General features: G+C 60.3%; 9 protein-coding genes. 6 read left to right on the forward strand and 3 right to left on the reverse strand.

All coding sequences use genetic code 11. The features are described from left to right. Positions 1 to 9: 9 nt before the first annotated feature. The 3 genes from C3F38_RS02415 to C3F38_RS02425 form a co-directional block, all read right to left on the reverse strand. On the reverse strand, positions 10 to 672 hold the full coding sequence (locus C3F38_RS02415; protein ID WP_016929583.1) for an OmpA family lipoprotein: 663 nt from the start codon (positions 670 to 672) through the stop codon (positions 10 to 12). 248 nt (positions 673 to 920) lie between these two features. Then, entirely contained in the window at positions 921 to 1,373 is a 453-nt protein-coding gene (locus C3F38_RS02420) for an N-acetyltransferase (protein ID WP_038875988.1), read from the reverse strand. Beyond that, complete coding sequence (locus C3F38_RS02425; protein WP_038875986.1) at positions 1,370 to 1,936, reverse strand: DNA-3-methyladenine glycosylase I; 567 nt, start codon at positions 1,934 to 1,936, stop codon at positions 1,370 to 1,372. The genes C3F38_RS02420 and C3F38_RS02425 overlap by 4 nt, the downstream gene beginning before the upstream one ends. A gap of 196 nt (positions 1,937 to 2,132) precedes the next feature. Between C3F38_RS02425 and C3F38_RS02430 the strand changes: the two genes are divergently transcribed. The 6 genes from C3F38_RS02430 to C3F38_RS02455 all read left to right on the forward strand — a co-directional run bounded on the left by C3F38_RS02430 (position 2,133) and on the right by C3F38_RS02455 (position 12,555). Next, entirely contained in the window at positions 2,133 to 4,121 is a 1,989-nt protein-coding gene (locus C3F38_RS02430) for an autotransporter domain-containing esterase (RefSeq protein ID WP_047729566.1), read from the forward strand. 745 nt (positions 4,122 to 4,866) lie between these two features. Beyond that, complete coding sequence (glyQ, locus tag C3F38_RS02435) at positions 4,867 to 5,784, forward strand: glycine--tRNA ligase subunit alpha (protein ID WP_004933966.1); 918 nt, start codon at positions 4,867 to 4,869, stop codon at positions 5,782 to 5,784. A 9-nt stretch (positions 5,785 to 5,793) separates the two neighbouring features. After that, a complete protein-coding gene (gene glyS / locus C3F38_RS02440) occupies positions 5,794 to 7,863 on the forward strand; it encodes a glycine--tRNA ligase subunit beta (protein ID WP_038875981.1) in 2,070 nt (689 codons plus the stop codon). Positions 7,864 to 8,171: 308 nt separating this feature from the next. After that, positions 8,172 to 8,891, forward strand: a complete 720-nt coding sequence (locus tag C3F38_RS02445) for a DUF3053 domain-containing protein (protein ID WP_055315613.1) — start codon at positions 8,172 to 8,174, stop codon at positions 8,889 to 8,891. Positions 8,892 to 9,431: 540 nt separating this feature from the next. Further along, positions 9,432 to 11,351, forward strand: coding sequence for a PTS mannitol transporter subunit IICBA (locus tag C3F38_RS02450; RefSeq protein ID WP_038875977.1), 1,920 nt, complete (start codon positions 9,432 to 9,434; stop codon positions 11,349 to 11,351). A 58-nt stretch (positions 11,352 to 11,409) separates the two neighbouring features. Continuing rightward, complete coding sequence (locus C3F38_RS02455; RefSeq protein ID WP_047729563.1) at positions 11,410 to 12,555, forward strand: mannitol-1-phosphate 5-dehydrogenase; 1,146 nt, start codon at positions 11,410 to 11,412, stop codon at positions 12,553 to 12,555. Positions 12,556 to 12,585: the final 30 nt, after the last annotated feature.

Here is a 12,585-nt window from a genome sequence, read left to right on the forward strand (position 1 = left end):
CGCACGGGATTACTGCAGCGGGCTGAGGGTGATCTCGACGCGGCGGTTTTGCGCCTTGCCTTCCGCGGTGCTGTTGGAGGCGATCGGGTTGTCCGGGCCGGCACCGGTGGTGCGGATACGGTTTGCCGCCACGCCCTGGGTGATCAGCGCGCTGGCTACGCCGTCGGCGCGCTGCTGCGACAGGTTCATGTTGAGCGAGCGGGAGCCGGTGCTGTCGGTGTAGCCGACAACGTTGACCGCGGTTTTCGGGTACTCTTTCAGCACCATGGCGACGCCGGTCAGGGTGTTGGCGCCCGCCGGTTTCAGCGTGGCGCTGCTGCTGTCGAAGGTCACGTTGTTCGGCATGTTCAGCACGATGTTGTCTCCCTGGCGGGTGACGCTGACGCCGGTGCCTTTCATCTTGTCGCGCAGTTTGGCTTCCTGCACGTCCATGTAATAACCTGCGCCGCCGCCCAGTGCCGCACCGGCCGCCGCGCCGATCAGCGCGCCCTTGCCGCGATCTTTCTTGGAAGAGGACAGCACGCCGACACCGGCGCCCAGTGCGGCCCCGAGGCCTGCGCCGATGCCGGATTTGCCGACTTCGGATTCGCCGGTGTATGGGTTAGTGGTACAGGCCGACAGCGTGAGCGCTACGCTCACTGCACCGGCAATAATTGCAATGCGTTTTTTCATGTTCTTGTCCTTAATGGCATCAAAATCTGTACGCGCCTGCCCAAAACGGGGGCGCAAAAAATAGGCGACGCAGGTGGGGCCCGCGTCACCGCGCTACTATGACGCGTTGACTCGCCGGCAGTTCCGGAGAAAAACGTGACAAATGATGAGCGCGGGGAAGTGCTGGGGGGAGTTATGCGGCAAAACGCCGGGCGACGCCATGCAGCGGATTCCTAATTGCGCGCATCCGGGGTGCGGATGCGCCTTTTTTAAGCCCAATGGGTTGAATTTTCGACTGCCGACCAGTTCATGATCAGCGTATAGGCCTGGGTTTCTTCATTGAACAGGCGCTGCGTCACCTGAAAGCCGTGCTTGTGGTAGAACGCGCAGGCACGCAGGTTCTGCTGGTACACCTCCAGGCTGAGCCGGCGGTAGCGCTGCTGCACGTGCGTCATCAGCGCCTGGGCGACGCCGCGGCCGTGAAACGCCCGATCGACAAACAGCGCGCCGATGAACTGCTCGTCCAGCACGCTGATAAAGCCAACGATCTCGTCGTGATGCCAGCAGGCCCAGCTCTGCGCGCGCGGCAGGTAGTTTTCCCGCACCAGCGCGGCGCTCTCACGCCAGTACTTTTCCGCCACGAACGGATGGGCGGCGATGGTGCTGGGCAGCCACAGCGCCATCAGCCGTTCGAGATCCTCCGGGCCACAGGGGCGGATCACCGTGGCTTTGGGTAGCAGATGCACCCCGTCAGATGATCGTTCACCAGCCCGCTGGCCTGCATGAAGGCGTAACAAATGGTGGAGCCGATAAACTTGAAGCCGCGCTTTTTCAGCGCCTTGGACATGGCGTCGGACTGTTCGGTTTTGGCCGGCACCTGGTTCAGCGCCTGCCAGCGATTGAGCTGCGGCCGGCCGCCGACGAAGTCCCAAATGAAGGCGACGAAATCTTCGCCGGCCGCTTCCATCGCCAGATAGGCCTTGGCGTTGGTGATGATGGCTTCTATCTTGCCACGGTGGCGGATGATGCCGCTGTCCTGCAGCAGGTTTTCCACATCCTCTGTGGTCATGGCGGCGACACGCTGCGGATCGAAACCGTGGAAAGCGCGACGGTAATTCTCGCGCTTTTTCAGAACGGTGATCCAGGAAAGACCGGCCTGTTGCCCCTCCAGACACAGCATTTCAAACAGCTCGCGCGCGTCGGTGGTGGGCGCGCCCCATTCCTTGTCGTGATACTCGAGATACAACGGATCGGCCGTCACCCAACCGCAACGTTCGTCTGCCATCCTGACTGTCCTTATGCTGTGTTTATGAACAGTAATCATCGCTCGTAGCGCCGAACTTGGCAAGCCTCTGATTGTTTTGTCATCAGCCCGCTTGACGTGACGAAAAAGCCGACAATAGTTACTACATGGCCGGTGGAAAACCGGTCAATGATAAAAACGACATTGCCTTCATTTGTAGGCTCTCAGGAGTCGATTCATGCCTCTGAAAATAACGTGCATGCCCCGCCCGGCGGCGCTTGCAGTGGCACTACTTTGCAGTGTGACCCTACCGGCTCAGGCGTACGATCAACTGTACGTCTTTGGCGACAGCCTGAGCGATACCGGAAACAACGGCCGGTTCACCTATGACGGCAACCAGCACTTGCTGTACGACGAAGCGTTGGCGCAACGCATCGGAGCGGCGCTGGTGGCTTCGGACAACGGCGGTGAAAACTACGCCGCCGGCGGCGCCGTTGCGGTGCCGGGCCTGAACCCGGTCGACAACACCCAGGATCAGGTGCAGCGCTACCTGAACCGGGTCAACGGCCAGGCCGACGGCGACGGGCTGTATATTCATTGGATCGGCGGCAACGATCTGGCGGCGGCGGCGCTGAATGCCGCTACCGCGCCCGGCGTGGCCTATAACAGCGCTGCGGCCGCCGCCGCGCAGGTGCATTCGCTGCTGAACGCCGGCGCCGGCACGGTGATCGTGCCAACGGTGCCGAACATCGGTTCCACGCCGCAGCTGATGGAATTGATCATTCAACAGGCGCTGTCGCCGGTGCAGGGGGCGGCGATCCAGGCGGCCTATGCCACGCTTAATTCGGTGGCGACGCCGGACAACGCTTCACGCACGCAGGCGATCCACGCGGCGTTGGCCACCGCGGCGAAGCAGGGCAGCGCCATTCCTCAGGTGCAGCAGGCGATCGCCGCGCAGCTTATCGCGGCGTATGACAGCCTGAGCGCGCAGGCCGCCCAGCTGACCGATTTCTATAATCAAAGTGAAGACCGTCTGCTGGCGCAGGGCGGCGGCAATATCGTTCGGGTGGACGTCAACAAGCTGTTCGCCGAAGCGATCGCCAATCCGGCGCAGTTCGGCTTCGCCAACACCGCCGGTATGGCTTGCCCGCCGGGCGTTTCCTCGGCGGTTTGTCGTTCCGATATGCCCGGCTTCGACGCCAGCCAGTCCTATCTATTCTCCGACCATTTCCACCCCAGCCCGCAGGCGCACCTGCTGATTGCGGATTATATTCAGGCGGTGTTGGATGGCCCGGCGCAGGTGGTGGCGCTGAATCAGGCGACCGCGGCGATGGCGCGCGACAGCCGTGCCACGCTCGACAGTCGCTTCCAGCAGCTGCGCAACGGCGACAACCCGCAGGGATCGCTGGGCGTGTTCGGCGGTTACGCCGGCCAGCACTACGACTATGCCGATAACCGGGCGGCGGGGGACGGCAATGCCACTACCCACAACCTGACCGTCGGCGTGGACTATCAGCTGACCGACAGCTGGTTAATCGGCGCGTTGATCGCCGGTTCCAACGACGATCAGCATCCTTCCAGCCGCTTTGATTACAAGGCGCGCGGGCTGCTGCTGTCGGCCTTCAGTTCGCTGGCGCTATTCGAGCATGGCTGGGTCAACGCCGATCTGCACTATGCGACGATGGATTATGACGACATCCGCCGCAGCATGCGGCTGGGGCCGCTGACGCGCACCGAAACCGGTTCGACCACCGGCAAGCAGTGGGGCGCGCGCGTGACCGCCGGCTATGACTTCCCGATTACTTCTTACCTGACCACCGGGCCGGTCGCGCAGTTCGCCTGGGATTACAGCCGCGTTTCCGGCTACGGTGAAGATGGCGATGACAGCACCGCCATGCGCTTCAACGATCAAACCTACCACTCGCAGATCGGCGCGCTGGGTTGGCGGCTGGATACGCAATTCGGCGTGTTTAACCCTTATGCGGAAGTGAGTTATCAGCATCAGTTCGGCGACGACGTCTACCGCGCCGGCGGTGGCTTGAAATCGACGCAAACCTCGTTCACCCGCGACAGTGCGGGCCAGGACAAAAACTGGGTGGATGTCACGCTGGGGGCCAACATGCCGTTGACGGACAGGGTATCGGCCTTCGCCACCGTGTCGCAAACCGGCGGGCTGAGCAGCGGCGAGCAGTTTATGTATAACGTCGGCGTCAGCGCGCGTTTTTGAATTGGCCATCGGCGCGCTCAACGGCGCAGGATAAGCCATAAGGTCTGATAAGGGATTTAAGCGGAGGGCGGCCTGGAGTGAATTATGCGGGCCGCAATGACGTTGGCGGAAATACAAAAAAAAAACTGATCCTATGAAAGGATCAGGTAGCCACTTGGCCAACACCAGGGAAAATTTTATTTATTATTGTATAACCAAAGATTAACTGTCAATTTGTTTCTGTGGCCCGTTTGCACCGTATTTCATCCCTCACCTTCCCTTTATGCCCAGAGCCTCGGTCCGCCGTGCGCTATCGCCTTATTTTTCACGTTAATAAGAAATAATCTGGCACTTGATCACATTATCTCTCGGTGAGGGGAGTTTTTTAGTTGATAAAATTAACAAAAATAACATTGTCGCAACTTTATCTTGTGGCAAATATAAGGATATGCGTACGTAAATCAGCCTGAATTTGGCCGGTGAGGCGAGATATAGCGTTCAGCTAATTGCTTATTTAAACGGCGGCGGGTGATGTTTTTGTTAAGTGTGCCTAATGAATTTGGCGGCGTCACGCCTTTCAGGCCGGCTCGTGGATGGCGAGGGGCCGGCCGGAGCGCCGTGTCTTCACGCTGCGGCTGACGTGTGAAAATCCAGCGCTTCTCACCCCGATTCGCACTTGTTGCCGGATTCTGGCTGTATATCTTACGGTCAAAGGGTATACTGGCCCATTCCATCTAAATCCACTTGTATCGCGTGCGAATTCAACATGCAAAAGTTTGATACCAAGACCTTCCAGGGCCTGATCCTGACACTGCAGGATTATTGGGCGCGCCAGGGCTGCACCATCGTTCAACCATTGGACATGGAAGTCGGCGCGGGAACCTCACACCCGATGACGTGCCTGCGCGCACTGGGGCCGGAGCCGATGGCCGCCGCCTATGTGCAGCCATCCCGCCGCCCGACCGACGGCCGCTACGGCGAAAACCCGAACCGTCTCCAGCACTACTACCAGTTCCAGGTGGTGATTAAGCCGTCGCCGGACAACATTCAGGAACTCTACCTGGGCTCGCTGAAAGAGCTGGGTCTGGATCCGACCATCCACGACATTCGCTTCGTGGAAGACAACTGGGAAAACCCGACGCTCGGCGCCTGGGGCCTGGGTTGGGAAGTGTGGCTGAACGGCATGGAAGTGACGCAGTTCACCTACTTCCAGCAGGTCGGCGGCCTGGAGTGCAAGCCGGTGACCGGCGAGATCACCTACGGCCTGGAGCGCCTGGCGATGTACATCCAGGGCGTGGACAGCGTGTACGATCTGGTGTGGAGCAACGGCCCGCTGGGTGTTACCACCTACGGCGACGTGTTCCACCAGAACGAAGTGGAGCAGTCCACCTACAACTTCGAATACGCCGACGTCGACTTCCTGTTCTCCTGCTTCGAGCAGTACGAGAAAGAAGCCCAATCGCTGCTGGCGCTGGAAAAACCGCTGCCGCTGCCGGCCTATGAACGCATCCTGAAGGCGGGCCATACCTTCAACCTGCTGGACGCGCGCAAGGCGATTTCGGTGACCGAGCGTCAACGCTACATTCTGCGCATCCGCACGCTGACCAAAGCCGTTGCCGAAGCCTACTACGCTTCCCGCGAAGCGCTGGGCTTCCCGATGTGCAACAAGAAGAACGAGAACTAAGAGGCAGCCATGACTCAACAGACTTTCCTGGTGGAAATCGGCACGGAAGAGCTGCCGCCGAAGGCGCTTCGTTCCCTGGCGGAATCTTTCGCCGCCAACTTCACCGCCGAGCTGGACAACGCCGGCCTGGAACACGGTGACGTGAGCTGGTTCGCCGCACCGCGCCGCCTGGCGCTGAAAGTGGCCAACCTGAGCGCGGCGCAGGCCGATCGCGAAATTGAAAAACGCGGCCCGGCGATCGCCCAGGCGTTCGACGCCGAAGGCAAACCGAGCAAAGCGGCCGAAGGCTGGGCGCGCGGCTGCGGCATCACCGTCGATCAGGCGGAACGCCTGGTGACCGACAAGGGCGAGTGGTTGATGTACCGCGCCCACGTCAAAGGCCAGTCGGCGCAGCAACTGCTGGCCGGCATGGTCAGCACCGCGCTGGCTAAACTGCCGATCCCGAAACTGATGCGTTGGGGCGACTCCGACGTGCAGTTCGTGCGTCCGGTACATACCGTCACGATGCTGCTGGGCGCCGATCTGATCCCAGGCACCGTGCTGGGCATCGACTCTGCGCGCACCGTGCGCGGCCACCGCTTCATGGGCGAAGCCGAGTTCACCCTCGACAACGCCGACCAATACCCGCAGATCCTGTTGGAGCGCGGCAAAGTGGTCGCCGACTATGAAGCGCGTAAAGCCCTCATCAAGCGCGATGCAGAGCTGGCGGCGCAGAAGATTGGCGGCAAGGCCGATCTGAGCGACAGCCTGCTGGAAGAAGTGGCCTCGCTGGTGGAATGGCCGGTGGTACTGACTGCCAAATTCGAAGAGAAATTCCTGGCGGTGCCGGCGGAAGCGCTGGTGTACACCATGAAGGGCGACCAGAAGTATTTCCCGGTGTATGACGCCGCGGGCAAACTGCTGCCGAACTTTATCTTCGTGGCCAACATCGAGTCGAAAGACCCGCAGCAGATCATCTCCGGTAACGAGAAGGTGGTGCGTCCACGCCTGGCCGACGCCGAGTTCTTCTTCAACACCGACCGTAAGAAACGCCTGGAAGATAACCTGCCGCGCCTGGAAACCGTGCTGTTCCAACAGCAGCTGGGCACCCTGCGCGACAAAACCGACCGCATTCAGGCGCTGGCGGGCTGGGTTGCCGGCCAGATCGGCGCCGACGTCAACCATGCCACCCGCGCGGGCCTGCTGTCGAAGTGCGACCTGATGACCAACATGGTGTTCGAATTCACCGATACCCAGGGCGTGATGGGCATGCACTACGCGCGCCACGACGGTGAGGCGGAAGACGTCGCCGTTGCGCTGAACGAGCAGTATCAGCCGCGCTACGCCGGCGATGCGCTGCCGCAGTCGCTGGTGGCCTGTTCCCTGGCGATCGCCGACAAGATGGACACCCTGGCCGGCATCTTCGGCATCGGGCAGCATCCGAAAGGCGATAAAGACCCGTTCGCGCTGCGCCGCGCCGCACTGGGCGTGTTGCGCATCATCGTCGAGAAAAACCTGCCGCTGGATCTGCAGACCCTGACCGAAGAGGCCGTGCGCCTGTACGGCAGCAAGCTGACCAACGCCAAAGTGGTCGACGAGGTGGTGGAATTCATGTTGGGCCGCTTCCGCGCCTGGTATCAGGAAGAAGGCCACGCGGTCGATACCATTCAGGCGGTGCTGGCGCGCCGTCCGACCAAGCCGGCCGACTTCGACGCACGCGTCAAGGCGGTGTCTCACTTCCGCACGCTGGAAGCGGCGGCGGCGCTGGCTGCGGCCAACAAACGCGTCTCCAACATTCTGGCCAAGTCTACCGAAACGCTGAACGACAGCGTGCGTGCCTCGGTGCTGAAGGACGCGGCGGAGATCCAGCTGGCGACTCATCTGGTGGTGCTGCGCGACAAGCTGCAGCCGTACTTCGCGGCGGGCAACTACCAGGAAGCGCTGGTGGAGCTGGCTGCGCTGCGCGAGCCGGTGGATGCGTTCTTCGACAACGTGATGGTAATGGCGGACGATGCGGAAGTACGCGTGAACCGCCTGACGCTGCTGAGCAAGCTGCGTGAACTGTTCCTGCAGGTGGCGGACATCTCCGTGCTGCAGTAAGCGATTCTCTGCTGTGAAAAGGCGCCTGCGGGCGCCTTTTTTTATTTCCGTTTCCTGGGCGCGAAGGCAAGGTCGCCTGGCGATTTGGGGGGCGACTTGGGGAAATTGAAGCGTCCGGTCGCCGACGGCAATGAACCTCAGTGCATTTTGCGCACGATTTTCAACCGCACCCGGCCGGGGCAATGCTCATCGCAAGCGGAATCGCGTATCGGAACGCCGCCAGTTGATCTATTCTTATAGGCGCACGGAGTGCGGAAAAAGGGGCGGAGTCCAATGAAAAAGCAGGTTTATAACAGGAGTTATGTCACATGGCGGTAGGGATCCAGAGCAGAGGTTTCGCGCGTTGGTTGGCACCGGTATTGGCATTGTTGGTGGTCATGCAATTGACCGCCTGCGGCGATAAAGAGCCGGAACAGCGCAAAGCATTTATCGATTACTTACAGAATACCGTGATGCGCAGCGGGGCGAACATCCCCACGCTGAGCGAAGATCAGAAGCAGAAGTTCGGCAACTATGCCGGCGATTACGCGATTTTGGTCGGCTTCTCGCAGCAGCTGTCCAAGTCGGTCGGTGCCAGCCTGACGCCGGCGCTGGATCAGATTAACCAGATCCGCACCGCGCAGGACTATCTGAACAAACGCGATGCGCTGCAGCAATCGGTCGGGGCGTTGAACCTGCTGGGCCAGCAGATCCAGTCAGCCAAATCACAGGCGGATACCGCCCGCGCGGCGCTGAAGCAGCCCGACGATCTGAAGGCGGTGTACAACCAGGCCTATGACAAGATCGTTACCGCACCGGCCAACGCACTGATGCCGGCGATCCCGACCACCGCCAGCTTTGTGCAGGATCTGGTGCAGGTCGGCGATTTCCTGCAGAGCCAGGGCAATCAGGTCAGCTTCAACAACAACGGCGTGCAGTTCCGCACCGCGCAGCAGGTGGCGCAGTACAACACCATGATGTCGAATCTGGTGGCCAAACAGCAGAACCTGATGAATGCGCAGAAAACCATTCAAAGCGTGACGCAATAACGCCTCCACGCACGCAGCAGGCCGGCATTGCCGGCCTGTTTTATTTCCCCTCAGCGTTTCCAATAGCTTGCTGGTTTATTGCGCAGGCTTCTGTACTACACTTCAATTAATCCATTCATTCGGCAATGTAGTTTTCTTTCATTCATCACTTCGCTAGTTCCCGGCGGGATGAGTGCTCACAGGGAAGATCAAACAGAGCGTCGCGATCGGGCGCTGCAGCTGAAAATAAATTGTGATGTTTATCACAATTTAAAAACAAACCACCAATTTAAAAATGTGACAAATGTCACGTTATTATGGGTTTTAAGGCGGTTTTTTTCTCACTGTGCTTTTTTTACACGCCATAAATGTGATCTTTGTCACTATAAAGGGTGGTTTGTTGGGGTGTTGTATGTGATTTATATCACAAAAAATCCGTGAAGTTCGCGTGACAAAAACAGCGTGATAGAGTCCGTTTCGCATACAGCGGCAACACGGCTGGATCGTCACAACAATAATCACGCGCTCTATTGTCAGCGCGTAACAATAGGGGTGTGTTTTATGTTTTCACCAGACATCAAGGTTAAAGTGCAAAACTTTGGCCGCTTCCTGAGCAACATGGTGATGCCCAACATCGGCGCCTTTATCGCCTGGGGGATTATCACCGCGCTATTCATTCCAACCGGCTGGCTGCCGAATGAAACCTTAGCCAAGCTGGTCGGCCCGATGATCACCTACCTGCTGCCGCTGCTGATCGGTTATACCGGCGGGCGGCTGGTGGGCGGCGATCGCGGCGGCGTCGTCGGCGCCATCACCACCATGGGCGTCATCGTCGGCGCCGACATGCCGATGTTCCTCGGCGCGATGATCGCCGGCCCGCTGGGCGGCTGGGCTATCAAGCACTTTGACCGCTGGGTGGACGGCAAGATCAAAAGCGGCTTTGAAATGCTGGTGAACAACTTCTCCGCCGGCATCATCGGCATGCTGCTGGCGATCCTGGCCTTCCTCGGCATCGGGCCGCTGGTGGAGGTGCTCTCCAAGCTGCTGGCGGCGGGCGTACACGTGATGGTGACGAACAACCTGCTGCCATTGGCGTCCATTTTCGTTGAACCGGCGAAAATCCTGTTCCTGAATAACGCCATCAACCACGGCATCTTCTCGCCGCTGGGTATCCAGCAGGCTACGGAAGCCGGTAAGTCGGTGTTCTTCCTGATTGAAGCCAACCCAGGCCCGGGCATGGGCGTACTGATGGCCTACATGTTCTTCGGCCGCGGCAGCGCCAAGCAATCCGCCGGCGGTGCGGCAATCATTCACTTCCTGGGCGGCATCCACGAAATCTACTTCCCTTACGTGCTGATGAACCCACGCCTGCTGCTGGCGGTGATCCTGGGCGGCATGACCGGCGTCTTCACCCTGACGATGCTGAACGGCGGCCTGGTTTCTCCGGCGTCTCCGGGTTCGATCCTGGCGGTGCTGGCGATGACGCCGAAAGGCGCCTACTTCGCCAACATTGCGGCGGTGTGCGCAGCCTTTGCCGTCTCCTTCGTGGTGTCCGCTTTCCTGCTGAAAACCTCCAAGGTGAAAGAGGATGACGATCTGGAAGCCGCAACCCGTCGCATGCAAGAGATGAAATCGCAGTCCAAAGGCGGCGCAGCGGCGCCGGCATCGGTCGATGGCGATCTGAGCACCGTGCGCAAAATCATCGTCGCCTGCGATGCGGGCATGGGTTCCAGCGCCATGGGCGCCGGGGTGCTGCGCAAGAAAGTGGCCGACGCCGGGCTGAAGAACATCTCGGTGACCAACAGCGCCATCAACAGCCTGCCGGACGACGTGGATCTGGTGATCACCCACCGCGATCTGACCGAGCGCGCGATGCGCCACGCGCCGCAGGCCCAGCACATCTCGCTGACCAACTTCCTCGACAGCAAGCTGTACAGCGATCTGGTCGATCGCTTGCTGGCGGCCAACAAAACCAGCGACAACCAGCAGAAGGTGCTGGGCGCGCTGGACGACAGCTTCGAAGCCGGTGAGCCGAACCTGTTCAAGCTGAGCGAGAGCAACGTGTTCCTCAACCTGCAGGCCAGCGACAAAGAGCAGGCGATCCGCTTCGCCGGCGAGCAGCTGGTGAAAGGCGGCTACGTCGAGGCGGAGTACGTGCCGGCGATGCTGGAGCGCGAGAAACTCACCTCCACCTACCTGGGCGAGTCGATCGCCGTGCCGCACGGCACCATCGAGGCCAAAGACCGGGTGCTGCGCACCGGCGTGGTGTTCTGCCAGTACCCGCAGGGCGTGCGCTTCGGCGAGGAAGAGGATGAAGTGGCCCGCCTGGTGATCGGCATCGCCGCGCGCAACAACGAGCATATCCAGGTGATCACCAGCCTGACCAACGCGCTGGATGATGAGAGCGTGATTGAGCGGCTGGCGAATACCACCAGCGTGCAGGAAGTGCTGGACCTGCTCGGCGGCAAAAAAGCCGGATAACAGAATCATTTTAAAGGGTGCAGCTTGCTGCACCCTTCGACATTAAGAAGGTAGAGTTATGAAAGCATTACATTTTGGCGCAGGGAACATCGGCCGCGGTTTTATCGGCAAGCTGCTGGCGGACGCAGGGGTTGAGCTGACCTTCGCCGACGTCAATCAAACGGTGCTGGATTTGCTGAACAGCCGTAAAAGCTACGCGGTGCACGTGGTGGGCGAGCAAGAACGCGTGGAGAGCGTCAACAACGTCAGCGCCGTCAACAGCGGCAGCGAGGCGGCGGTGGCGTTGATCGCTGAGGCGGATCTGGTGACCACCGCCGTTGGCCCGCAAATTCTCGGCAAAATCGCCGGCACGATCGCCAAAGGGCTGGTGCTGCGTCATCAGCAGGGCAATGTGCAGCCGCTGAACATCATCGCCTGCGAGAACATGGTGCGCGGCACCAGCCAGCTGAAGCAGCATGTGCTCGCCGCGCTGCCGCAGGACGAGCAGGCATGGGTTGAGCAGCACGTCGGCTTCGTCGATTCGGCGGTCGACCGCATCGTGCCGCCGGCGGACAGCAGCGATCCGCTGGAAGTGACGGTGGAAACCTTCAGCGAATGGATCGTCGATCAGACCCAGTTCAAAGGCCAGCCTCCGGCGATCGCCGGCATGGAGCTGACCGATAACCTGATGGCGTTCGTCGAGCGCAAGCTGTTCACCCTCAATACCGGTCACGCCATCACTGCCTACCTCGGCCAACAGGCCGGGCTGCAAACCATTCGTGACGCCATTCTTGACCCGGCGATCCGCCGCGTGGTGAAAGGGGCGATGGAAGAGAGCGGCGCGGTGCTGATCAAGCGCTACGGCTTCGACGCCGACAAGCACGCTGCCTACATCAACAAAATCCTCGGCCGCTTCGAAAACCCGTATCTGCACGACGACGTCGAGCGCGTGGGACGTCAGCCGCTGCGCAAACTGAGCGCCGGCGATCGCCTGATCAAACCGCTGCTGGGCACGCTGGAATACGGCCTGCCGCACGCCAACCTGATCCAGGGCATCGCCGCCGCCATGAGCTACCGCAGCGAACAGGATCCACAGGCGCTGGAGTTGGCGGAATTGCTGAACACGCTCGGGCCGAAAGCCGCGCTGGCGCAAATTTCCGGCCTGCCGGCGGAAAGCGAGGTTGTAGAAGAGGCCGTTGCTGTGTATAACGCCATGCACAAGTAGAATCGTGATGATGAACACCCGAGCGCAGCT

This window comes from Serratia sp. SSNIH1, from assembly GCF_002935055.1.
Taxonomy (GTDB): domain Bacteria; phylum Pseudomonadota; class Gammaproteobacteria; order Enterobacterales; family Enterobacteriaceae; genus Serratia; species Serratia nevei.